We start from the raw sequence: 23281 nt of genomic DNA, 5'->3' as shown, positions 1-23281 counted from the left end.
ATTTGGTATTTCCAATTTTACAATTTCCCGGAGACAGACTGTGAAAATGTCGGGCGGTCCGGCTACCGCTAATATCAAAATGGCTCTTATTTTTGCTGCCCTGCTTATTGCTGCCGGTACTCTTTACTATACCCATACCATCGTACAAAAACTTCAAGCGAGAGAAAGACAGATAGTGCAGCTCTATGCCAATACTCTGGAGTATATTGCGAACTCCGAGGACAATACCGATCTGACCTTCCTGCTTGAAAATATTATTCAACCGATCGATTTCGAGGTTATTCTCTCCGATGCAAAGGATAATGTCGATATATCGGGGGCACAGAATTTTCGTAATGTAAAGATGGATTCCACTCTCTCTAAAGACAAATTGCAAAAATTCTTCAGAGATAAGATAATCTCGATGGATGATGCCAATTCCCCCATCCTCGTAAAGCATGTTATGGGAACCGACACTCTCGTGCTGAACAAAATTCATTTTGGTGAATCTACTCTCGTAACCCAGCTCCGGTTTTTCCCCTATGTGCAGATGCTCATTGCATTTCTCTTCATAATTACAGCCTATATAGGATTCAGTCAGATAAAAAGAAGTGAACAGAGCAACATTTGGGTGGGAATGGCGAAGGAAACCGCCCACCAGTTCGGTACCCCTCTTACAAGTCTCATGGGATGGATCGAACTGTTAAAATTGAATTACAGCGATCCCGACAAGGTACTCGACACCGCAGAGGAGATAAACAATGATGTTCATAAATTGAGCAGAATAACTAACAGATTCTCCAAAATCGGGTCAAAAGCAGAACTTAAAAAGGAAAATGTCAAGGACAGCCTTACCGAAATTTACGAGTATTTCAGTAGAAGGCTTCCGCGGCTTGGTAAAAAAGTTGATCTGGTTCTCCAGGGTGATGACCAGGCTGAGGCTTTCATCAACAAGGAACTTTTTGGCTGGGTTATCGAAAATCTTATCAAAAATGCACTCGATGCAATCGACCACTCCACAGGCAGAATTGTTGTGAATGTGGTTCAGGTGAAAAACAAAATTGAAATCGATGTAACCGATAATGGAAAAGGTATCGACCTGAAGAGAAGAAAAGATGTCTTCAGACCGGGTTACAGCACAAAAACCCGGGGGTGGGGACTCGGCTTAAGCCTCTCAAAAAGGATTATTGAAGAGTATCATGCCGGAAAAATTTTCGTCTCAAATTCAATTCCTGGTGAAGGAACAACATTCAAAATTATCCTGAATAGAGCAGGGAATTCCTAATCCTTCATCAGTTCATTGATGCGGGATATAAAATCATCCCTCTTGAATGGCTTCTCGACGAAACACTGGAATCCTGACTCGAGAAACCTCTGTTGATCTCCGGGGAGTGAAAACGCTGTAATTGCAACCAATGGTGTCTTCTGATAGACCTCCATCTCCCTGACGATGTGTGCAATTTCCACTCCGCTCATACCACCAGGAAGATTGATATCAAGGATCAATATGTCAAATTTGTCTTCGCTTAGCAACTCCAGAGCTTCTTCACCGGTATGTGCTACTGTAATGTCATAACTCTTTAGGAGGTACATCTTCATAAGGTTGGCACAGACTGCATCATCTTCGACGATCAGAATCTTTTTCTTGTCCGGATTATCACTTTCCTCATCCTCACCTGTCACTTCATTCTCTGAAATAAAACCAATTTCAAATATCGAACCGGAACCAAACTGACTCTCAACTGTAAGTTCACCAGCCATCAACTCCACATACTTGCGGGCAATGGTAAGCCCAAGACCGGCTCCCTCATATTTTCTTCCGTTGCCCTCACTTACCTGTCTGAAAGGTTCAAATATCTGCTCTTTCATTTCGTCAGGAATACCTATACCTGAGTCGACAACTTTCAGGAATGCAGTTTTTTGTTTCCCGCTCCCCGAAATACCGGTAACCACCTTGACAAATCCTGAATCTGTATATTTGATGGCATTGTTCATGAGATTTCGCAACACCTGCGACAGAAGTTTCTCATCCAGCAAAGCCAGCGGTGCCACATCGCTAAGTTCAATCTCATACCTCAACCTCTTTAACTTCGCTGCTTCCTCAAATTCCCTGAAAATTTTCTGCGCCAGCGAGTTCAGATCGTGAACAGAAAAGAGAGTGTCTGTCTTGTCGGATTCGAGATTTGAGAGGTCAAGGAGCGAATTTAATGTGTCGCGAAGTCTCTCGCCTCCATTAACTATTGATGAAAGCATCTCCTTGTTCCCCTCATCTTCAACTTCATCCATGAGGATTTCTGCGTAACCCATAATATTGATAAGTGGTGTACGCAATTCGTGACTCATGTTTGCGAGGAAAATACTTTTCAACCTGTTCATCGTCTCGGCTCTTTGCCGGGCATCATTCAATTCTGATTCACGCCGTTTGATGTCTGTTATGTCTCTGAAAATTGCAAGCAGAAGCATCTCACCGTCGTCATATTCCATGAACCGGCTCAGGATGTTTACCCAGATCTTGTCACCGTTTTTCAAGTGAAGTAACGATTCCTGATAATTGGGTATCGACCTCGCTGCAAATTTCGCTTTGTATCTCTCTCGTGCATTTTGATATGCAGACTCATCCAGATAATCGGTAAATATTTTCCCGGTCATATCAGCCTTTGACAAACCAAACAGCTTGCAATAGGCTTCATTTACCATCACGAGCTTCCCCTCGGAATCTGTGAGCCTCATCGGATCGAGAGAGTGTTCCCACAATGTATGGAATCTCTTCTCCCGCTGTGTCAAATCCTGTTCCATTTGTCGTTCCACAGTGATATCATTTTTGATCGCCAGATATCCTGTTATAATACCCAAATGATCTTTAATCGGTGAAAGAGATGCAGATTCCCAGTAAAGTTCACCATTCTTCTTCTTGTTATGGAAAACTCCCTTCCACCCCTCACCTGTGGAAATGGTTTCCCACATGGTTTTATACTCATCCGGCGGTGTTTCGCCTGATTTTAATACTCTTGGGTTTTTCCCCTTCACTTCCTCAAAACTGTAACCCGTAATTTTCTCGAATTGCGGATTGACATACTTGATGTTGCCTTTGGTATCAGTAATAACTATTGAGGCTGTATTTTGCTGTACCGCAAGCAATAAATATCTGTTTTCAAGGTCGGCAGCATTCTTGGAAACGACACTTTTTATCGACTCGCTGAAGAGTGTAAAATGATCCAGATCCCCTTCATCATAATCAGTCTGAGAAACCACTCCAATGGCTATTTCAGGGTACTTCATCTCAAGTGCTGGATATCCAATGAAATGATTAATGTTGGAACCGTGCGAGCCGTAAACTTCCTTTATTCTCATAAAAGGCGTATCGGAATTAAACAGTTCTGACCACTCAGTTGCGATCTGACTCGTTATAAATTCATCGTACCGGAAAGCACTGCTCAGCAATATCTCATCTTTGTAATGGGCAACCAGCACTTCCCCCTCATCGAAGAAAAAGGCTATGCTCTCTTTTGCTTCAGTTACTGCTTTTGCCTCTTCAGCAATTTCACCAAGAAACTCAAGGTTGTTTCCGGAGAGACTCTCTTTGAGCCTTAACAGTGACTCCAGCCTGAGTCTGTTTAATTTTCTTGTCCTCTCGGATTTTTTCTGAGTTGTAACATCGCGAATAAGACAGATAAGTGATCTTTTTTTATTTATTACAACTTTACTCAAGGTGAATTCAAGGTATGCCCTCTTATCTCCGGGTTTGCCCAAACTGACAGAACCCGTAAAAATTTCACCCCCGTTTACTTTGTCAAAAAGTCTTTTCTCTTCCTCTTTCTTCAATTTCAGGAGTTGAAGGAAATTATAATTGGCATTTTCACCGGCTCCAATCAGATCTGCAGCCACCAGATTGTATTCGATTATCCTGAACGAATTAGGATCAAGAAGGAGTATCCCTTCAGGTGAATGGTCAAACAAATAACGGTATCTCTCCTCTGCGGAGCGGGCGGCTGTCTCTATCTGATGCTTCTCGGTTATGTTTTCCATTGAACAATAAAAACTGATTTCAAACTCGGAATTTTTTCTCATTTTGAAGTGAACAATGATTTTTTCTCCGGCCGAATTTAAAAATTCCAGTGTGTCTTCAAGATCATCTTTTCCTGAAGCAATGAAGCGGTCAAATTTTTCGGCTGAGTCTTCCGTAAGCAGATCAGTTATTTTTTTATTCCTGTTACAATCCCCTTTATCATTGAACATTTTGCAAAATTCATCGTTGCAATCGACAATAATTCCGCTACTGTCGAGGATAATGTATGGAACAGGAGCATTTTCGAAGATTGCCTTAAGTTTTTTCCTCCCGTCCTCAACCAGCCTGAGACTTCTTTTCTGCTGATTTAGCGACACCAGGATAAACAGAGATATCGATGCGATTACAGAAGCATAAAGATTCATATCAAGAATGGTGGTCTTCAGTTCCTCTTCACGATATCTGAACAATCCCTCATTCTCAAGCAGGTTTGCTACAAGAAGGAGAAAAAATCCGAGAAGGACATAAAAATTTGTGCGGGTTTTGAACCTGAAAAGTGACCATATTATCCCGGGCATGGCAAGATATTTAAACAAAAATTCCCGCTGATCGCTCATCTGGGTCTGAGCGAATATTGCAATTCCGAGGATATAAAGGGCAAGAAGAAATCCCTCTGCCAGCTTTCTGTTTGGGACTTTTGCGATTTGAAAACTGATACCGGTCTTCGCAAACACAAAAAAGGCAGGAGTAAGATAAAGTATACAGACCCACTCTGCAGTAGCCCACACCTTGATCACCTCGAGGGAACTGGCTGTCTGGTTTGTCAGCAGACTCATGGATATTGCCCCCAATGTCGCAGCCACAAGACTCTTAACAAATCCGCTGACTATGAAATAAAGGATCTCAAATGTATCATCGAACTCTAAAAGATTTGGACTTACGCGAAGCAGGAATTCATACTGTAAAAAGGAGGTGCCGATGTTGGCAAGACTAAAAAGGAATGATAGCAGAAAGCCACTGCCATCGTACATATTAAGAAGAGTATGTGGAATTATCGCCAAAATATAGATCAGAGGATGATCTTTACGGTCAAAATAATATAATGCAGCCAGTAAAACTGCACTTGCCGGCCAAAATGGAGCCACCTGCTCTACCCCAAGATGAATCTCCACTCCAACTGCCACAAAAATGGCATAGAGCAACATGAAGATTGTCAGTTTTATTATCTTGTTTTTCGTGTACAGTTCAGTACCTCCGGGAAGCAATTCTTCCCTCTGATATGGCTTCTAAAAAAATTAAATACCCTTTAACTAAAATAGTAATTTTTCTTACTAATTTTCTTTAAATAGTACATTAATTACTTTTCTTATTAATTATTTTTAATAAAGTATTTCTATCTGAAACTTAATATTTGCAGGCGTTTTAGGGTGTGAGGACGGTCATCCGGCTTTCATGCTGCCGGCAGGTTAGATTCGCTTTCTAAGAAATGTTGAAACCGGCACATCGAACGGCTGCGAAGTGTCGATCAAATTGTAATCGATTCCACTGTTCAAACAACCTGATTTGATTTTGGAGGTAAACGACTCGAAAGCTTCTTTGTATGCTTTTGCAATCTGCTGTGGCTGTGTTGAAATCTCCGACCCGGTTTCCATATCCTTGAAAATGGCATCTTTTGTGAATGCAAAACTTCTTTCAAGCGGATCAACTATTTGAAAAACCACCACCCTGCTCTTGGAGATAGTCAGTTTCTTAATAGCTTCAAGTATCTTTTCAGGGTCTTCGAACAAATCTGAAATTACAATAATCAACCCTCTTCGGGTAATTTTATCTGCAATTCCTGCCACCGACGCCGCTGTATCAGATATGCCCGATCCTTCGGCTGTTGATAACGCTTTCATTATCTCATCAAGGTAAATCCGGGTTGCTTTTGGAGGGAGTATTTTTTCAATTTTGTTACTGTAGAGGTATAAACCGGCAGCATCGTTTTGTTTAATCAGCATGTATGACAAAACTGAGGCGAGTATCTTTCCGTATTCCAGTTTTGAGATGTTGCCTTCAGAGGCAAATCTCATGGAGCCGCTTGTATCCAGAAGAATATGTGCTTTGAGATTTGTCTCTTCTTCGTATTGCTTTATGAAATAACGGTCGGTCTTGCCATAGATCTTCCAGTCAACATCTTTCAGGGAATCGCCCTGAATGTAGGGTCTGTGCTGGGAAAATTCGATACTAAAACCGTGATAAGGGCTTCTGTGCAAACCAAGCATGAAGCCCTCTACCACAAATTTTGTTTTTATGTCTAAAGAGGCGAGCTTTGAAATAACTGCCGGATCAAGATATTTTCTGTGATCCTCGTTCCCTTTCAACGCCATCTAATGGTCAGTTGCCGGCTTATGGATGTGCAACTTCTTTATTGCCGTCCTTGGCTTTTTTGTCCTGTTCTTTAAGTTTTTCATTCAGGAGTTCTTCGGGGGTCTTACCCAAAGTTGCCATGTCATCTTTTGCAATCTTTGAAAGTTCATGATCCGGAAAATTCTTGATCAACAAATTGTAATTCTCGGTTGCATTCTTGATATCATTCAACTCGTTGCCGTATATAAATCCGGAATTGAAAAGAGCTATCGGTGCATAAGGTGATTTTGGAAATTTCTCGAAAACTTTTTTGTAGTTTTCAACCGCAGAAAGTTTGTCTTTTGAGGTCTCTGCCACTTCGGGCATGCGATACAGATTTCCAAGATTAAAATATGCAACTACAAGGCTGTCGCTTTCAGGCATCTCTTTTATCATGGTCTCGTAAACCTTGATTGCATCCTTGAATTTTTTGCCCTCAATCAATTTTTTTGCTTCATCAAGGTATGTCTGTGGATTCTTTCCGCAACCTGCAAACAACAATACCACTAACAAGGCTGAAATAAACGATAATTTTTTCATTTTATTCTCAATTTTTCACAACATATTTAAAAATAATTCAGCTGTAAATCTAATCACCAAACACCTTATAAAAAAGATGAATTTTGATGGACGAGGGATGAATAGTGAAGGTTGAATAGCGAGGGATGAATTGCGAAGGTTGAGTAGCGAGGGATGAATTGCGAGGGATGAATAGCGAAGGTTGAATTGCGAATATTTGTTTTCAGCCTTCAGCCTTCTTCTCTCAGCCCTCCTACTTCAGCCTTCTCCTTTCAGCCTTCAGCCTTCTCCCTTCAGCCTTCTGCCCTATCTAAAAAAGAAGTTGTAGGAGAAATATCCAAGAACAAACACAAGCAATATTGTTGTGATATAGAGGAACCAGATAAAAATATTCTCATATTTTCTGGGTTTATGGACGGGATTCTTATCTACATATCCCAACGGAAGATTACTGCAGCCGGAAATTTCAATCAGTTGAATTGTTATGTTATCCTTCCCGCCGTTGGCATTGGCGGTATCGACAAGAATCTGAGCTGCCTTTTCAATGTTGTTTTTCTTGAGGATTGTTCTGATCTCCCTCTCGGAGACCTCACCGGTGAGTCCATCAGTACAAAGCAACAACCTGTCACCATTATACAGCTTAATAAAATCAGATACTTCGGCGGTAGCTGCGGCACGGGGTCCCAGTGCCTTGGTGATGATATGTTTCTGCTCGTGATTTGCAGCTTTTGAAGCCTTTATTTTTTTACGGTCAACGAGTGACTGGACAAGAGAATGGTCTTTTGTTACCGGAAAAAGTTTCCTGTTTCTGTAAAGATAAATTCTGCTGTCACCTAAATGTGCAAGAGTAAGTTTATCATCCATGATCAAGGCAGCAACTGCAGTCGAACCCATCCCCTCGTACTCGGGTCGCTCCAATGCTATCTGTCTTATCTTTGTGTTCGCTCTCGCGAATGCAGCCTGTAATTCCTTGTACGGTGTGTAATATTCTGTCACACCGTCAAAATGCTCAAGAATTGTATCAACTGCCGTCTTCGAAGCAAGTTCACCTCCGGCTGAACCGCCCATACCGTCGCATACTACAAAGAGGAATCCAAACTCACCTGAAAGGTAGCCGAAATAGTCTTCGTTTCGCTCTCTTTCTTTTCCTGGATCTGTTATCGCTACGGTTTCAACCTGAACATCAATGCGTTCCCGGTCTAATTTCTTGGTCATATTAAAGGTTCAGATTTTTGCACATAAGTTTCTGTATTTATCATCGCAAATTATGAAAAAAATTTTTACATTGATGTGATATTTAAACAGAAATTTGAAATTTGCGATGGAATATCTTAAATTTGAAATTACTTCTGTACGAAAAGCGAAAAGAGCTTTTTAACGGTCTTACTTTGCACAACTTAAAGATGTAAAACGGAGTTTTGCTCATATGTCCCGATCATCACTATTTACTGCCCTCCTTTTGGGCATAATGTCGGTCATAACGCCTGCTCAAAAAAGTGATTCGACTAAAGTAACCTACCCCCCCGGTTTTACGGTCGATTCACTATCGGGTCCGGTCCCTGAGCTTATTTCCACTTCGCCGGCAATTCCCCGTGACCTCTACACAGTCGTTCTGCATTCAAGCACAACAGAAGCTGAAGCAAAAGGGAACGCCAAAGCATGGGCAAACAAAGGACTGAGTATCAAAATTTTTGATGACCCGGCTTTCAAAAAAACAAAATTCAAAGTAACAACAGGATTTTTTAAAAAGAGACTCGATGCCGAACTCCTGAAGCGGGACCTGATCAAGAAATATAAAAACCGAAAATTCTGGGTCAGACAGGTGGATAACCTGATGAAGGAACTGATCTTTAATCCTCCGGTTGTAAAAAAGAATCCGGCAGGATATAAACCTGGGAACAAGGATAATTATTCAATTTCACACCTTGATGATGCATCCCTTTCTGGTCTGTTGAATACCGCAACTTCCCTGATAATTTACGGTATTGATGGAAGTGAAGAGGGTGTGAGCACTCTGGCAAAAGACAATACTCCATTTATACATGTGGAGTTTTTAGGAGGGAATGTAACATCAGCCTCCCTGCAGATGGTTTTTCCAAAAGGGATGGCTCCCTACTCAAGATTTTTCTTCTCTTTTAATCCGGTGAAAAACTTTAATCCTGCAAAGGCTCCCGTGCTGATTACCATGCCCGACCGTGCCAGGCTAATGAAGATCAAAAAGTTTATCGACACTGACCCCTCAACAAACAGTGAGGACAAAAAAAAGCTGACCACAGCTTTAAACTCGGTCAGCAGACAACTCGTTTTCAACAATCTGAGAATTTACCTCTCCAAAACCGACAGTAAATGGTACTTCTGCGGCTTTGAAGAGATAAAATAAACTCAGAACTTCAGCTTCCTCATGCTGATGTGACAGAGGGCGAAATCGTATTTTACGGGATCATCAGGATCGAATTCCCTGAGACGATCTGTAATTTCTGCCGCTGTCTTCCATGATGAATCATTTCTTCTCGTGAGTCCGAGTTCCTTACTGATTCTTGCGATGTGCAAATCGAGCGGAATTATCAGATTCTCTTTCCCCGCCTCTTTCCAGAAACCGAAATCAAGTTCGTCCTCCCGCACCATCCATCTGAGGAAAAGGTTCATCCGCTTGCAGGCACTTCCCCTGTCAGGTTCAGGAAAGAAATGACGGAAACCTCTCGTCAGTCTTCCCGACCTCTCTGCAAAATCAATAAAAGACTTGCTGAAGTGCTGAATCCCCTCTTTCAGACTGCCATTCCTGTCAAACCCCTCCATAAAAAGCGGTTTTAATCCCGTTCCGCCATATTTTGAAATAAAATACTGAATCCCCAGCAGAAGTGTTGCCACATCCTGTGAGGAATAAAACCGGTAATAAAATCCTTCGACCCTCTCCTCAAGATGCACAGAATCCTTCAGCATCTTAAAGGGGGAATCATCCAGCAGTTCAAGCAACCGGTTTACATTTTTAATTATCTGATCGACCGAACCATAAGCGAATTTAGCAGCAAAAAAAGCGGCGAGCTCGATGTCGTGTGGTGAAGTGAATCTGTGGGGAATCTCCAAAGGGTCGGGCGAGAGTTTATCCCGTCCGAATGCTTTATAGTGGAATTCCAGTTTTTCTTTTAGGTCTGACAATCTAATTACAGATATTTATTTAACAGTATTTTAAATTTATTGATATTGAATGCCGGTGTGACATCGAGCTTGCCGGAATAGAGATTGCAATGTTTTACAATTCCCTTATATGCAAGATACGAAGGCGAATATTCAAAATTGTCCTGCACCGACGGTTTTATATCAAAATAACAGCAAAGCCCGGCACATAGTTTTGCGGTTGCTTCATATTGGGCTTCTGTAAATCCCGCAAAGTATCGAAAACCCCGCCATGTGGACTTAAGATCAAAGACTTCCCCTTTGTATTCCTGCCAGCCCGAGCCGGCATTCCAATGAAATTTTCCGTTGATCTCCTTCAGATAACCCTCATTTGCTATCTCAATTCCGATGTTTCTTGAATCATAGGCTGAACCATTCCCGGTGTGATATGCCCAATAGCATGCGGGGAAGAGTTCGATTACTTCACCCGATTTATCGATTGCAAAGGCCGTGGCTATTGCACCTTTTTGCAAATTCCACCAGTCACCGACCCCCGTTGCAGAAGATGAAGCTGTCCCGTGTAGTACAATTTGAGCCTTCGGGAAAACTTCTCTAATAAACTCTCCCTCATTTAAGTGTTTTATTTTTCTTTTCATAATCCTATCATTACCCCCATTCCGATAAATATGTCTGTTTGTTTATTACGCAATCCGTACCCCGGAGCTATGACCAGTCCGAAATGGACCCATTTATTTAGAATATCCGGCTCCTTTTCGATATAAACAGTTTCCACCTCCCTCACCTTCCTTTCTTTGAGTCTCGCTTCAATCTCAAAAAACGAATTTGCATCAAGCGGAGCGGGTGACCTGTATCTTATCCCAAGAGAAAGTGATGAATCAAACATCACGGTATCCATTGAGGCAGCAAATACGGGAGCACGAACCTCCTCCTGTGACGAATCCTTTGAAGCGATAAATACTTCTACTGTATCCACCGTAAAAACCGGCTTTACCTTCTCAATTGTCCGATATTTGATTGTGTAAACAGTATCTCTGACAACTCTCTTTTCAATGATTTGTACTCCCGTTTGCGTGCTCCCGGTGTTGTTTCGTGCCAAAAACCAGAAGATCAATGCTCCCAATACAACACAAACTGCCAGTGCTATCCACCTATTCAATCTTTTTCTCCTCCCGGATATACTCGAAAATCCGCCTGATTGTGTATTCACCGATATAAGTATAAAACAGAATGCTGAAAGATGCCACAAGGAGAATCGACAAAACCGAAGTTGTTATCTCCCCTGTTGTAACATCACCAAGCAGAGTGACTACGGAAGCCGTAATTACCAACAGCCACCTCTTTCTAATATACCCCTTTGCAATCATGTATGCAGCTTCCGTTATAATACTGGTTACAGCACCGTAGAGTGCCAGATACCATACACCCAGAAGACCAAACAATATTTCCATCGATTCCTCCCTCATTTTTTTGATCCGAAGATCAGATTATTTAATTCGTCTGATGCACCAAGCGCAAGCCCGCCACCCGCAATTCCCAAAAGACTGCCAAGGATTGATCCAATTACACCCCCAATACCTGTCTTTCCCTCTTCATAAGCGAGTTTCTTTAAGTCAAGTTCATCTCTTAACATTCTGTTTCTGTCGCCCGACAGTTTCAGATTTCCGAGTAAAGAAAACAAATCACGCTTCGACTGTCTGTCACTCGCTCCGAGAGAGGCGGAAACCGACTCTATTCCAAGCAGCTTGTTTATGGCGTCTTTTCGACTCTCCTCATCGAGTGCAGCAATTTTGGTAACCAGCGAATTTTTGGCGTCCGACTCACTCTCATATATTTTATTCATGGTGTTTGCCGCTACCCCCGATTTGTTTAGACCTGCCTCAACAAGTGATCTTTTTAATTCATCGATCGCTCCACCTCGCGATTTCTCCAGTTCTCTTATTCCAAGAGCTCTCTGTTCGGCAAGAGCCTTGCTCCCCGATGTCACTTCATCATTCAGAGTCTTTTTTATTCCGGAAATACTTGTATTGTAGCTTCCGGCGATTCCGTTGTTTCCGAACATCCCTTTGATTGAGTCTGCCGAAACACTCCCGGGGAAAACACTCCCCAAGGCTGATCTCAGCAGTTCCTCCATTATGTAATTGTAGGTGTCGCCACCTGATGCTCCGGGCATATCCCCTCCTAATTAATTTTAACCCATTTGCTTTTAACTAAAATATATTCACTTGTCTCTTCCCCCGAATCGTATAAGATTCTCGTATGCTCCGGGATTGACTCCGGATTTGGGAGCACAGTTGTTATATATGGAATTGATGCCACTTGCAGCCTTTCTCCCCCCGTGAATAGAAACAATATTTTAATCCCCTCCCGTCTCAGGAGAAAAAATGTACCATCATTGAAACTGCCGTTTTCCGGCAACCGGTCGCCGTGTGCAACAGCAGGTGCAAACCAGTTGCGCATCTCTTCAACTGTCATCATGCCCTGACCCTCCTCGTTTCAAGTTTTATCATTCTTAAAATTTTTATTCCGGTTCCCTTAATCTTTACCGCAATTCTCCGGCAATACTCCCCCGCTCCCGTCATTTGTGACACAGGGGTAATTTTGATCAACTCTGACTCCTCTGTGAGTGAATACCCCGTGGTTAGCTCACCTGAATCGTTTTGAAGTGTAACCGCCAACTCACCGGGGAGTGATTCAAAATATATCCGCAACATTCTAGCCCTCATCAAATCCAGCCCCTGATATGAAAATGCCCTGCCGGTGAGCTCCACTTCCACCTCTGTATCCAGTTCCCCAATGATATCAGAAGCAAAAAGAAGAGAGTGGTACTCACAAATTGTGCCTCCCTTCCAGGCAAGAAGCAGTCCTTCTGCCCCTCCGGCGAAGGTCGCTACTCCTTTCAGACCCGGATGTGTAAATTTATACCAGGAACCGATCTTCTCATCAAAGATGAGCAGCATCGCCGATCCTTCCTTCATCTTCACCGGAAAACAGCACCACCCCCTCTCTGATAGCCAGACAGGCCGATAGAATGAATCAACCTGTGACCATGTCTTGAGCAGCAGCTCACCCGGAGAAGAAATCTCTCCTCCACCGTACCTCCTGATACTTCCATTGGAAAAGAACCAGATTCCGCTTTCCGTTCGAAGAATGGAATTTCTGTCCCTGACACCGGTCTCATCATTCAATGTTACTACACGCCAGGTTACAGGATCACCAGTGGTATATAATTTACTTATGGATGCACCGGAAAAGATCAGGATTCCATCAACATCATCGAAAATGGAGATGATCCCTGAATAGCTCCCCTGTGGAAGGGAAATGACATTCTCGGGTAAAAATGAGAAATAATTTCCCGGTTCAGAAAAAGCCAATGTGGAAGGGAAATGGGTTATCTTTATATTATCGTCAAATGTCTCGGAACCAAGTCCGTCATCACCGAGAGTATCAGTGAATGCAATCTGATTCAGCGTGAGTTTTACAGGATGTCTGAAAAATGTGCTCCCGTCCTTTTTGGTTCTGTAGAGTCTTTTCTCAATTATTCTTGTGGATTCTGCAGAAGGAAGAAACGGAATGTAATTCAGAGTGATTGATGCCATGTTCTCAAACTCTTCACCCGGAGTCAGGATTAATGGTGTCTCGATGTGCCTGCTTGCAGTACCGTTTGCATCAACATAGACAATGCGATACCTGTATCCTGAAGCATTGCAAATTTCTCCTCCCGTTATCAAACCTGTACCTGAGAATACCCTGATGCCGGCTCCATCATTTGAAAATGGAGGTTCAAAATAGTTGATTTCCTGCATTCTGATATTCCCGGTGAACAACCTCCCTTTATTAAAGCAGAATGACAGACCTGATGGAGGTGAAGTAAATTTTGCGATCTGCCACGATGAAAGATCATCATCATGCGACTTGTCGGTATAATCAATCTCATCAGGCGACAGCACTGCCAGTTCGTAATAAATGAAGGGTGAACTCGAGAGAGAGGATGCAGTAACGGCCTTGGTTCTGAAAAGTTTTTTTCTGACCACCCTGGGATCGGAAGGAACGGGTAAATTGCTGATCTCCACTCTGTTGGTACTGCCTGAAAAGCCGGTTGAACCGGTTGTATGCGACCTGAAGGCTGTAAACGGTTGTGATGGAGAGGAGAAATCCCCTTCTCCGGATTCGTAAACCACTACATAGTTATACCACCCATTTGAAATGCTCCCGCCTGTATCGTGCTGCACAACAGTAACGGGAGCATCACCCGATATTACAGGCGGTTCAATTGCCAAAGATGTCACTTCCTCAAATTCCGTTCCACCTGCAACCCTGTTCGAGAATCCGCTGTAAACCAGTGTTCTCCCATCACCTGTTGCCAGAGCTCCACAGATTTCGGAATGCTCCAGTCCTGAACAAACCTCATTCCACGATTCCGTCCCCTCTTTTGAAACATAAAGTTTCCCCCCGGCAATTGCTGCAAGGTACTCACCGCCGGCAGCCCGTTTCAACGAGAAGAGTCCTGAGATTTCAGAAGGCAGGGAAGGAAGGGAGGAGTTTCTCCAACTCCCCCTCCTGACTGGAATTCCACCTTTTCCTTCACTATCGAGTACCAGATTTATCATCTCCTGCACTTCACCTTCTTCAAGCAACAAGGGATCCATCACCTCGTTTATTCTCTTTACAGCTCCAGCCATTATCCATCTGTCCATAGTCTCAATAACCCATATTGTATCTGATATTTTCCGGAAGACCTCTGATATTCTCCTTTGCAAGCCTGCCGCGTTCGCCCTGCTTCTCGAGAAATTTTTGATATGCCGCTGAAATCTCACTCTGAATCTGTTTTGTTTTTACCTGCTTTGCCTCAAGATTCCCCAAAATCCCGTCGATCTCAGCAACCGCCTTCTTGATTACATATTCCTCAAATTCCATGGGTATCGAGGTTTCATCATTGTCATTTACGAGATCTGCTGCAGCTTTGTAATAATAAGCCACAAGTGAATTGACCTCTACAGGTGCAACAAGCACCTGATTTGCAAGTCGCATGAAAACTGCCGATCCTGTGGTCGGTGACAGCCAGGTGTTGTCAATCTGCTCCTTGAATCTCTCCAGATCCACTTCAAATGCAAGACCGTGCGCAACGCCATCACTGCATTCGATGAAGATAATCGATCTGGGACTCTCCAGCATCTGTGGGAAATTCTCCTCATTCAATGCAACCGATACAACGGGCTTTCCGACAAAGGTCGTCGAGCGGATACTCTCGCTCAAAACAACTCTCGTCTCCCACTTTTTCATCCCCAGTCCGTTCAATTCTGTCTGTATCGATCTTTGTGAAAGATTAATTATTCTGTTCAATCTGTTAACAGGAAACAGCGGATTCCCCTGCACATTCGCATCTATAACGATCTGATCCCTGAGTTCTGCCAGTGTTGATGCCATTTTCCCCTCCTTTATAATTGTGACAACAGTTCAATTTTATTGGTGAACATTCCAAAAAACCTGCCGGCTTCTTCACTCTGTTTATCTTTTTCGAGCAGAAGTGCTGCGGCATACGAAATTATTGCTCCTGAAGCATTATCGGGTAATTCACAATTTTGTTCTTCTGATATTCTGCTTCCCTTTCTAATGTAGTTTATTACCACACTGCCGTTTACCGGCGGTACTTCGAAGACCAGTTTACCTCCTCTTAAAAAGGCATACAGGTTTGCCCCATCCGGTTTCAGGAAACGGTTGTGCTCCCGGGAATATCTTGCCATCGAAGTGCTCCGGATCATGCAAGGTTTCAATGATGCTCCCGTTGTGGGAGCACACTTAACTGACAAAAGGTACATGAAATCTGACGGGAGCACAACATCTGCCGCAGTAACAGGTTCGATTGTCTGCTCGGTTTCAAGTGGTGTAAGAAGGAGGGGGAGCTCTCCTTCCACTCCCCCCTCGGCAAAGACAAACAGACAGTAGTTGACCACCTCATCCTGACCGTCATTCAAGGCATCCATTACCTCGGCGTCACTCCAGAATCCTGCCTCCCTCTCATCAAGAAGCGACCTGACCCTCGTGATCATCTCTGCCGTTGTCATTTTTTCTTCCCCCTCTCACCTGTTTTCCCGGTTACTCCCCCTACTGTCTCATTCCCTGCGACCTGCTCAACCCGTATTTCCCCTGTCTCGTGATAGTCCCTCCCAAAAGCCGCAGACCCTTTTAACGCTGCTATCGATTCCTCATCATCTGTGAAGTATACTCCTGTAACCCCCTCGGGAACAAATGAAAACTTCTTCCCCGCCAGCGTTATTGAATATCTCCTGTATTTACTTACGAATTTCATTTCTGTTTTTCCTTTCTTTTTAAGAACTTCAGAACCTCAGTACTACGGAACCTCTGTCTTCTGTTAATCTGAAGTTCCGAGGTTCTGAAGTTCCGAGGTTCTGTCCTACACCGCTTTCCTCAGTATCCCGTGGCATTCTTCGTTGTGGATTTCGATGCCAAGGTCCATGAGTATCTTTGTGGTGGTTCCATCAACACCGGGGGTTTCCACTCCTTCCTCGATTCGGAACTTTCTGCTCCCCTTTTTGTCGTTTGCCATAAAACGAAGTTTAACCTTGTCGGCATCGATTGTGAATCCGTAATCGGTGAATTTCCCGTCCATCACAGGATTCCAGATTATGTCCACACTTCCGAAGGGTGTAAGATACTCCCTGACATTCACTCCGTAGATCGAAACAGTCGGATTTGGATTCAGTTCATACCTGCTCTTTATGAATTTGTTGATTTCAGAAAGCTGACCACTGCCACACATGTGAATTTTCCTGTTAGATCCCTTCTGAAACACTTCTCTCAAATGATCATCGAAGGTATCTTCATCGAGAGCAGGAGAATAACTGTTCACATTGCTAAGTATTCTCCCAAGGAAACCGTGCCCCCAAGTGGTTCTGTAATTACCGGCGGTGGCGTATCCCTGACCGGGTGCAAAAAGAAAATAGCGCTCTGCCTGAAGCTTCATCTCCTCAATTTTCTTTGCAACCAACGCAGGATGATCGACTCCGTCAGTGTAGTTTTCTCCCGCCTGATGTCTCCCCGTCGTTGCGACGCTTTCACTGAAAATGTTCAAATAGTTGAATTTCTCCACTTCCTTAACGCTTACAGCGGTTCTTACACCTGAATATTCTGAATTTCGACTGCCGATGATTTTCAGATACATTCCTTCAGTCTGGAGTGATGAAAGATTTGAGCTGCCGTCGATGTGGGTGAGTACTGCCTGATTCGTCGACTTTGATGAAACAAAAGCCATCTGATCGGTTTCTTCTATGAGTACAATATCATCCAGATTGAAGATTGACAACGAATCGCAGTTTGAGGCATTCAGTGTAATTGTTGCCGGTGTGCCAAGTGCCGAAATGGTGGTTTTGTTTGTGGTCTGGTGCGGAAAAAGTTCACTCTCGAACCAGGAGAATTTTGCGAACGGACTCCTTACTTCCTTCGATTTACGCCCCGAGAACCAAAGGAACTGAAGCAGTGGTGTCTGATATGGTTTTAGTAAATAAAGTATCTTCTCCACATCGGGTACTGCATTGGCAGCATTCATTGTTGATGAAGATACCACACCTGAGTTGATTGACTCGTAAGCCATGTTTCCCTCTCTAATTTGTGATTTGGTTGATTATGCTTTTTAATAAACGGCTGTTGCCTGCCACAGAGTGTCTCCCCGAACTCCCTGTTTCCATCGGAGGGCGCAGCCTCTCCACCCTCTTCAATGTCTCTTTCACTTTTTTAATGACTGTCTCCCCTTCCTCTTTTTTCCTCCTCTCCAGGTCCGCAAGGTTTTCCTTATGCTCCCTGAACTTTTTTAGCTGAGCTGCGAACCCCGCCGGATCAACGGACACCACTTCAAAATATCCCGGATACTCCCTGTCCCACTCGGGGATCAATTCGGAAGCATCCGGTGATCCGAGAGTCTCGCTTATCCCCCGCTTAATCTCATCAGCCTTCTCAGCAGCGACTGTGGAGATAAGCTCACTGAACCAATTTTTTAACTCTTCCTCGTTCATAATTACCTTCAAAATTTACGATGCAAATTTAGGAAGTGCCGCCCGCCCTCTCAATATTAAAGATTTACACATCTATTGTTACTACAAATCATCAAAACTCTTTATCTTATGATCTTTTTTTCATAAATTAACATGATGAATTAAAAAATTGGTGATTTATGTGCAGCAGTAAATGGACATGCTATTTTAAGTACTTCCTGCTCCTCGCAGCTTTCCTTGGAATGTCTGTTTTTGCCCAGGCAGGAAAAGTTGAACGGGAAAAGTTCGACCCGACTCGTAATCCCGTCGAGGATCTGAAATCTGCAGTAAAGCAGGCAACCGAACAGAATAAAAGAATCCTGCTCGATGTGGGCGGTGAATGGTGCATATGGTGCCACCGGATAGATGAGTTTGTGGAAACAAATGAAGAAGTTAATTCCGCTTTCCACAATGCTTTTGTGGTTCTAAAAGTAAATTTCAGCCCTGAAAATAAAAACGAGGCTTTTCTCTCCACTTTTCCAAAGATCGAGGGATACCCCCATTTCTTTGTGCTGGAAAGTGACGGGGAACTGTTGCATTCACAGAATACAGGTGATCTCGAATCAGGTAAGTCCTATTCAAAAGAAAAATTTCTCGAATTCATTACCGCTTACAAAAAAAATGTCACCAATGCTCCACAGTAAACCAACTAATCATTTCCTGAATAATTATTGGATTACTGCATTATTGGATTATTGCATTACTGATTTAAACCAAAATTAAAGAATCTTGAGTCTGTTTAGAAACTATAAAAGAGAATTCGAAGAACTTCTTCAGAAGTATGAAGACCTCCTTGAAAAACATGAGGATCTTGTTGCTGCCAATGGAGAAATAGAACGGTTATCGAATGATCTTGATTCTAAAAATGTTGAACTCGCTGATCTGACCAGAAAAGTAAATGACCTCAGAAATGAGGAATCCGACCTCTCTATCCTCGTCTACACAAAAAGAAGCGAACTCCAGAAAACAGAAGAAAATCATCGCCAGCTCTCCGGTGATTTGGAGTCAAAATCGCAACTTCTCTCACAGCTTGAAACTGAAATAAAGGAAAAGAAACAGGAAACCGAGGTATTCTCGAAGGAACTGGTCACACTTCTTTCCAAGGTTGAATCTGCAAGAGTTGAGTTTGAAGAATATGATGAGGGACTTAAACTCATAAGAGAGGAGGAGTCAAGCAAAAAAGAGAGTATAATCAGCCTCCAGCAGGAACTCGAAGAACTTAAATATAACAAGGAAAAATATTCAAACCTTGAAATTCTGCGCGTAAGGTACGATGAAGTTTACGACAAAGTACAGGATATCCTCAAGGAAAGAGCAGAACTCGAATTCGAACTCCGTGACCTGGAGCAGATCAAGAAAAAACTGATCGAAGACATCAATAAAATGCGCAACGAAATGTTGCATCAACGGGCCGCTTTCGAACAAAATGTCGTTCAGGAAAGAATTTCAATCGAACGGGAACTGATGCGGATGAAATCAGACCTCGACAATGCTATCAAACAAAGGCAGGAGCAACTTGCCCTCCTCGATCGTGAGTTCTCTGAAGCAAAAATAAGATATTCCAAAATATCCGCTGCCGCAGATCAGGTTATTGAAGAGCTACAGGAAAATGAGAAAAAACTCGAGATGATCAAAATTGAGAGGGCTAACCTGAATGACGAGGCAACCGCTCTCTCGAAAAAGGTGGAAACTCTTCTGAGTAAGGCCTCCGCCCTCGACGCTGAAGTTCAGTTGCTCACCAGACAGGTCGACCGGTTGAACGAAGAGCGACAAATCACCTCCGGACTCCTCGAGCAAATCAGGGGCTCCATACAGGGTCTATCAGGCTCCAAGGAAGCCATGATTGACAATATCACACGCCTTAATCAGCAAATGAACGACAAATCGATCGCCTATACAAAAAGCAACGATGAATATCAGGAATTGCTGGAACAGATCCAGGCAAAGAAAATTGAAGCAGTCAATCTCAAAGGCATCATTGAGATAAGGAACAGAAAACTTCGCGATATCGACAGAGAACTTTCATCTCTCGAAGCTCTCCGTGATGAATATGAAGCCGACTTGAAACAAATACTCGACCTTCAAAAATCTCTGAGTAACGACCTCACCAATTCACAGGAAGATGTGGATGCACTTCAGGATACTCTGACTGCCATCAGAAAGAAATTCTCCGAGATTATTAAAATCAGGAAAGCCCGACAGGAATCTGCCAGAAGAGAACGGGCTCGACAGGAATATGAAGAGGAAGACGATTATCAGGATGACCGGAAACCATCTCAAATTCCATATCAGCCTGAACCCGTCGATGATGAATTCCTCAAAGCCCTCTACGCTGACAATGACAGACAGGCTCTTGAAGACATGACCAAGATACTTCAAAACAGCAGAATTGCTCTGACAACGGCTGACTCGGGTGTCACCGCGTTCGATGCACTTAAATCGGAACCTTACGACCTTGCCTTCTTTGATATGAATCTTCCCGGCATGTCTCCGGTTGAAATAATCGAACGAATGAGATCGTCAAATGTCTATAAAACCATTCCTATATTTGCTGTACTCGATGCTCCTGACGACAACCTCTCCCGTCTTGCAATGAATGCAGGAGCAACAAATCTGCTCTACAAACCTGTTTCCCCGGAAATTCTTATCTCCGAACTGAAGAAATATCTCCCGGTCTGACCCCCTCATGCATAACCGAATGTCCGGTACCATCTTAAATCCATTCCACCAACAACCTCCATTCACACCCATTACTGCATTACTGCATTATTGGATTATTGGATTATTGCATTATTGCATTATCGGATTAGCATGCCTCTCCTCCACCTTATAAACTCAGTTGCAAGAGGTGGACGCGAACTCTATGTCCGCGATCTTATACTCGAACTTCAAAAAGCCGGGGTTGAGAATTTCGTGGTTTGCAGAAAATTTTCAGTAATAGATGAAGCCTGCGAAAATGCCGGAATCCCTGTAATCCACACTTCAACGAATCTTAAATTTTCTTTTATTGAGGTGCTCCGGCTAAGAGCGTTTATCCAAAAGAATGGTGTAAATGTCATCTTTTCACACACACGAAACGATGTTTTCACGGGAGCACTGCTGAAAAAGCTTACGGGGACTAAACATCTGCACGCTGTTTACATGGGTACGGGTCCGAAAAAAGATTTTGTTCACCGTTTTGTTTATGGAAGTGTGGACGCGCTGATAACCTCTTCGGAGTTTTCAAAACGGGAATGCGAAAACTATCTTCCCGTCCCTACCGGAGCAGTAAATCTTGTCAGATACGGAAGACATACAGGGAATTATAAAGTGTCTGTTGAGACAAGAAACCGGATCAGAAGAGAAATGAAGACTCCCGATGAAAAAATTGTTGTTGCCGTAATGAGCAGAATTGACAGTGGCAAGGGTGTGGGAATTTTTGCTGAAGCACTTCAGTACCTCGAACCGGGAATTTCCTCAAAGGTGGAATTTTGGATTATGGGAGAACCGACAGTAAAAGAGGTAGACGATACTGGAAAAGTCGTTTACGAGGAACAGGCTGACCTTCTCTATTCAAAATTGAAAGAACTTGCCAAAAACAATCCGGCATCCCTGAAACTTATTCCGTTCCAAAAAGATTATATCTCTTGGCTCTCTGCAATGGATATTTTTGTGCTCCCGACTCATAACGAAATGTATTCCCTCTCGGTTATCGATGCAATGATGACAGGACTGCCAGTGATTGGAACCGATGCAGGTGGAACAACAGAACAAATCGGAAATAATGAGAGAGGAATACTCGTGGAACCGGGCTCAAGCAAAGCCATAGCGGAGGCAATTTCAGAATTTATTAATCATCCCGAAACCATTAAAATAAAAGGGGACAATGCCCGTCTATGGGCATCATCCCAACACAACTTCAACACAACAATCGGCAAGATACTTTCCCTGCTCCCAAATCAAAAACAAATCAGCTCATAGATCATAGTTCATATCTAACAGCTATTTTAATGCCTTCTCAATCGCAGAAGTAATTTTCTCTCCATCCGGTTCATCCTTGCTTACAAATCTCTCGACAATTTCACCTTTTTTATTGATGAGGAATTTCTCGAAGTTCCACTTGATGTCCTTTTTACCGGTAACACTGTTGTCTGTCAGCCATGCAAAAAGCGGGGCTTTATCTTCACCGAGCACTTTTACCTTGTCCATCATGGGAAATGTAACCGAAAATTTCGTTGAGCAGAAATCCTTTATCTCTTCGTTTGAGCCGGGTTCCTGTCCGCCAAAATCGTTACAGGGAAATCCGAGTATCACGAGTCCCTGATCCTTGTATTTCTTGTAAATATCCTCGAGACCTTTGTATTGACGGGTGTATCCACATTGGCTGGCAACATTCACGATCAACACAACCTTGCCCTCATAGGCTGAGAGATCTACTTCCTTGCCGTCTATGTCCTGCACCTTAAAATCACCAAGTTTTTTACCCGAATATTCCATTTCACTCCTTTTTACACCGGAAATTGAATTTGAGCTTGCTTCACTGCTCTTTGAAGTGATAAATCCTGTTACCACAACAACCATTACGACTGCGAAAATAATTGACAGATATTTTTTCATTTTATCCTCCTGAAAATTTAACATAAACAAACGGTAAAATAGTTCATTTTTCACCCTCACTACATGCCTTATTTCCTGTTTAAAAACAAAACAGCCCGGATAATCATCAATCATCCGGGCTGAATAAATTTACGACTTTATCTCAGGATTATGACTGCTCCCGTTCCACATCTTTTTTGATGGTCTCCAGGGCAATCTTATTTATTCCAAGAGCATTTGAAATAGTCGAGAACAATTTGACTTCGTGTGCACTCAAATCAGAGTCCGCCAGCATCAGAGAATACAGATATTTCATCAGATCATATTTCTCATCAAAATAGAAATTATCATCTATGAATTTAAGCGTCTCTCTCACCTGGGTTTCTGGAATTATCTGACCCCGGCACTCAACAATCAACGATTCCACCTCTTCGGCAGAAATACCAAATCTCTTCCTGAGCAGATAAACTATTTTTTTATGCTCATTTTCGGTAAATTCGTTATCAACATGTGCCATCAGAACAAGAAGCGCCGCTGTGGCAAGCTTTATATTCGCCTTGTACTCGGGGGAGTTCCGGTTTATTTCTCGTTTGCCGTCAAACTTCTTCTTGAATACCTTGTCAAATAGTCCCAT

Annotated in this window: 23 protein-coding genes; 5 read left to right on the top strand and 18 right to left on the bottom strand. The window is 43.0% G+C overall.

All coding sequences use genetic code 11. The annotated features are described in order from the left end of the window. Nucleotides 1–40: 40 nt before the first annotated feature. Nucleotides 41–1264 carry a HAMP domain-containing histidine kinase gene (locus J0L60_07060; GenBank protein MBN8545877.1) on the top strand — a complete coding sequence of 408 codons (1224 nt, stop codon included), beginning with the start codon at nt 41–43 and terminating at the stop codon, nt 1262–1264. Here J0L60_07060 and J0L60_07055 read toward each other — a convergent pair. The 4 genes from J0L60_07055 to J0L60_07040 form a co-directional block, all read right to left on the bottom strand. Next, nucleotides 1261–5250: a PAS domain S-box protein gene (locus J0L60_07055; protein ID MBN8545876.1), complete on the bottom strand. Its 3990-nt coding sequence runs from the start codon at nt 5248–5250 to the stop codon at nt 1261–1263. The genes J0L60_07060 and J0L60_07055 overlap by 4 nt on opposite strands. Before the next feature lie 201 nt (nt 5251–5451). Beyond that, nucleotides 5452–6354, bottom strand: coding sequence for a DUF58 domain-containing protein (locus tag J0L60_07050; protein MBN8545875.1), 903 nt, complete (start codon nt 6352–6354; stop codon nt 5452–5454). 19 nt (nt 6355–6373) lie between these two features. After that, nucleotides 6374–6913: a tetratricopeptide repeat protein gene (locus tag J0L60_07045; GenBank protein ID MBN8545874.1), complete on the bottom strand. Its 540-nt coding sequence runs from the start codon at nt 6911–6913 to the stop codon at nt 6374–6376. Between the two features lie 285 nt (nt 6914–7198). Next, nucleotides 7199–8107, bottom strand: a complete 909-nt coding sequence (locus J0L60_07040) for a Stp1/IreP family PP2C-type Ser/Thr phosphatase (GenBank protein MBN8545873.1) — start codon at nt 8105–8107, stop codon at nt 7199–7201. A 211-nt stretch (nt 8108–8318) separates the two neighbouring features. On the opposite strand from J0L60_07040, the gene J0L60_07035 reads away from it, so the two are divergent. Continuing rightward, complete coding sequence (locus tag J0L60_07035; protein MBN8545872.1) at nt 8319–9272, top strand: hypothetical protein; 954 nt, start codon at nt 8319–8321, stop codon at nt 9270–9272. A gap of 2 nt (nt 9273–9274) precedes the next feature. Here the strand turns inward: J0L60_07035 and J0L60_07030 are convergent, their stop codons facing one another. The 12 genes from J0L60_07030 to J0L60_06975 form a co-directional block, all read right to left on the bottom strand. Then, a complete protein-coding gene (locus tag J0L60_07030) occupies nt 9275–10048 on the bottom strand; it encodes a TIGR02757 family protein (protein ID MBN8545871.1) in 774 nt (257 codons plus the stop codon). Between the two features lie 5 nt (nt 10049–10053). Beyond that, on the bottom strand, nt 10054–10662 hold the full coding sequence (locus J0L60_07025; GenBank protein MBN8545870.1) for an N-acetylmuramoyl-L-alanine amidase: 609 nt from the start codon (nt 10660–10662) through the stop codon (nt 10054–10056). After that, the gene (locus tag J0L60_07020; GenBank protein MBN8545869.1) at nt 10659–11183 is read right to left on the bottom strand and encodes a hypothetical protein; all 525 of its coding nucleotides are present in this window, start codon (nt 11181–11183) and stop codon (nt 10659–10661) included. Before J0L60_07020 ends, J0L60_07025 begins: the two co-directional genes overlap by 4 nt. Continuing rightward, nucleotides 11176–11475: a hypothetical protein gene (locus J0L60_07015; GenBank protein ID MBN8545868.1), complete on the bottom strand. Its 300-nt coding sequence runs from the start codon at nt 11473–11475 to the stop codon at nt 11176–11178. Before J0L60_07015 ends, J0L60_07020 begins: the two co-directional genes overlap by 8 nt. An 11-nt stretch (nt 11476–11486) precedes the next feature. Then, complete coding sequence (locus tag J0L60_07010) at nt 11487–12197, bottom strand: hypothetical protein (protein ID MBN8545867.1); 711 nt, start codon at nt 12195–12197, stop codon at nt 11487–11489. A gap of 8 nt (nt 12198–12205) precedes the next feature. Then, nucleotides 12206–12502 (bottom strand): hypothetical protein, encoded by a 297-nt coding sequence (locus tag J0L60_07005; protein MBN8545866.1) that lies wholly within the window; start codon nt 12500–12502, stop codon nt 12206–12208. Beyond that, nucleotides 12499–14721 carry a hypothetical protein gene (locus tag J0L60_07000; protein MBN8545865.1) on the bottom strand — a complete coding sequence of 741 codons (2223 nt, stop codon included), beginning with the start codon at nt 14719–14721 and terminating at the stop codon, nt 12499–12501. Before J0L60_07000 ends, J0L60_07005 begins: the two co-directional genes overlap by 4 nt. Before the next feature lie 4 nt (nt 14722–14725). Then, on the bottom strand, nt 14726–15451 hold the full coding sequence (locus J0L60_06995; GenBank protein ID MBN8545864.1) for a hypothetical protein: 726 nt from the start codon (nt 15449–15451) through the stop codon (nt 14726–14728). Nucleotides 15452–15462: 11 nt separating this feature from the next. Beyond that, nucleotides 15463–16089, bottom strand: coding sequence for a hypothetical protein (locus J0L60_06990; protein MBN8545863.1), 627 nt, complete (start codon nt 16087–16089; stop codon nt 15463–15465). Then, nucleotides 16086–16334: a hypothetical protein gene (locus J0L60_06985; protein MBN8545862.1), complete on the bottom strand. Its 249-nt coding sequence runs from the start codon at nt 16332–16334 to the stop codon at nt 16086–16088. The genes J0L60_06990 and J0L60_06985 overlap by 4 nt, the downstream gene beginning before the upstream one ends. Nucleotides 16335–16439: 105 nt before the next feature. Next, complete coding sequence (locus J0L60_06980; protein ID MBN8545861.1) at nt 16440–17636, bottom strand: DUF5309 family protein; 1197 nt, start codon at nt 17634–17636, stop codon at nt 16440–16442. 10 nt (nt 17637–17646) lie between these two features. Beyond that, entirely contained in the window at nt 17647–18054 is a 408-nt protein-coding gene (locus J0L60_06975; GenBank protein MBN8545860.1) for a hypothetical protein, read from the bottom strand. A gap of 221 nt (nt 18055–18275) precedes the next feature. Between J0L60_06975 and J0L60_06970 the strand changes: the two genes are divergently transcribed. From J0L60_06970 to J0L60_06960, 3 genes are all read left to right on the top strand, one after another. Then, nucleotides 18276–18716, top strand: a complete 441-nt coding sequence (locus J0L60_06970; GenBank protein MBN8545859.1) for a thioredoxin family protein — start codon at nt 18276–18278, stop codon at nt 18714–18716. Nucleotides 18717–18801: 85 nt separating this feature from the next. After that, entirely contained in the window at nt 18802–20751 is a 1950-nt protein-coding gene (locus tag J0L60_06965; GenBank protein MBN8545858.1) for a response regulator, read from the top strand. Nucleotides 20752–20883: 132 nt separating this feature from the next. Continuing rightward, nucleotides 20884–22032: a glycosyltransferase family 4 protein gene (locus J0L60_06960; GenBank protein MBN8545857.1), complete on the top strand. Its 1149-nt coding sequence runs from the start codon at nt 20884–20886 to the stop codon at nt 22030–22032. A 21-nt stretch (nt 22033–22053) separates the two neighbouring features. Here the strand turns inward: J0L60_06960 and J0L60_06955 are convergent, their stop codons facing one another. Together J0L60_06955 and J0L60_06950 are read right to left on the bottom strand one after the other, a co-directional pair. After that, the gene (locus tag J0L60_06955) at nt 22054–22548 is read right to left on the bottom strand and encodes a glutathione peroxidase (GenBank protein MBN8545856.1); all 495 of its coding nucleotides are present in this window, start codon (nt 22546–22548) and stop codon (nt 22054–22056) included. Nucleotides 22549–22816: 268 nt separating this feature from the next. Next, nucleotides 22817–23281 carry a TerB family tellurite resistance protein gene (locus J0L60_06950; protein MBN8545855.1) on the bottom strand — a complete coding sequence of 155 codons (465 nt, stop codon included), beginning with the start codon at nt 23279–23281 and terminating at the stop codon, nt 22817–22819.

Source organism: Ignavibacteria bacterium (assembly GCA_017302895.1).
GTDB lineage: Bacteria > Bacteroidota > Ignavibacteria > Ignavibacteriales > Ignavibacteriaceae > UTCHB3.
Note: the sequence above shows the minus strand (reverse complement) of the source record. Positions and strands in the feature narration are given on the sequence as shown.

What these genes read in the sequence shown, in the direction of transcription:
- J0L60_06985 (MBN8545862.1), bottom strand. Translation starts at nt 16,334, where the DNA reads ATGAAATTCGTAAGTAAATACAGGAGATATTCAATAACGCTGGCGGGG.
- J0L60_07035 (MBN8545872.1), top strand. Translation starts at nt 8,319, where the DNA reads ATGTCCCGATCATCACTATTTACTGCCCTCCTTTTGGGCATAATGTCG.
- J0L60_06960 (MBN8545857.1), top strand. Translation starts at nt 20,884, where the DNA reads ATGCCTCTCCTCCACCTTATAAACTCAGTTGCAAGAGGTGGACGCGAA.
- J0L60_06975 (MBN8545860.1), bottom strand. Translation starts at nt 18,054, where the DNA reads ATGAACGAGGAAGAGTTAAAAAATTGGTTCAGTGAGCTTATCTCCACA.
- J0L60_06980 (MBN8545861.1), bottom strand. Translation starts at nt 17,636, where the DNA reads ATGGCTTACGAGTCAATCAACTCAGGTGTGGTATCTTCATCAACAATG.
- J0L60_06970 (MBN8545859.1), top strand. Translation starts at nt 18,276, where the DNA reads ATGTCTGTTTTTGCCCAGGCAGGAAAAGTTGAACGGGAAAAGTTCGAC.
- J0L60_07040 (MBN8545873.1), bottom strand. Translation starts at nt 8,107, where the DNA reads ATGACCAAGAAATTAGACCGGGAACGCATTGATGTTCAGGTTGAAACC.
- J0L60_06995 (MBN8545864.1), bottom strand. Translation starts at nt 15,451, where the DNA reads ATGGCATCAACACTGGCAGAACTCAGGGATCAGATCGTTATAGATGCG.
- J0L60_07050 (MBN8545875.1), bottom strand. Translation starts at nt 6,354, where the DNA reads ATGGCGTTGAAAGGGAACGAGGATCACAGAAAATATCTTGATCCGGCA.
- J0L60_06990 (MBN8545863.1), bottom strand. Translation starts at nt 16,089, where the DNA reads ATGACAACGGCAGAGATGATCACGAGGGTCAGGTCGCTTCTTGATGAG.
- J0L60_07000 (MBN8545865.1), bottom strand. Translation starts at nt 14,721, where the DNA reads ATGGACAGATGGATAATGGCTGGAGCTGTAAAGAGAATAAACGAGGTG.
- J0L60_06950 (MBN8545855.1), bottom strand. Translation starts at nt 23,281, where the DNA reads ATGGGACTATTTGACAAGGTATTCAAGAAGAAGTTTGACGGCAAACGA.
- J0L60_07015 (MBN8545868.1), bottom strand. Translation starts at nt 11,475, where the DNA reads ATGGAAATATTGTTTGGTCTTCTGGGTGTATGGTATCTGGCACTCTAC.
- J0L60_07045 (MBN8545874.1), bottom strand. Translation starts at nt 6,913, where the DNA reads ATGAAAAAATTATCGTTTATTTCAGCCTTGTTAGTGGTATTGTTGTTT.
- J0L60_06955 (MBN8545856.1), bottom strand. Translation starts at nt 22,548, where the DNA reads ATGGAATATTCGGGTAAAAAACTTGGTGATTTTAAGGTGCAGGACATA.
- J0L60_07005 (MBN8545866.1), bottom strand. Translation starts at nt 12,502, where the DNA reads ATGATGACAGTTGAAGAGATGCGCAACTGGTTTGCACCTGCTGTTGCA.
- J0L60_07010 (MBN8545867.1), bottom strand. Translation starts at nt 12,197, where the DNA reads ATGCCCGGAGCATCAGGTGGCGACACCTACAATTACATAATGGAGGAA.
- J0L60_07025 (MBN8545870.1), bottom strand. Translation starts at nt 10,662, where the DNA reads ATGAAAAGAAAAATAAAACACTTAAATGAGGGAGAGTTTATTAGAGAA.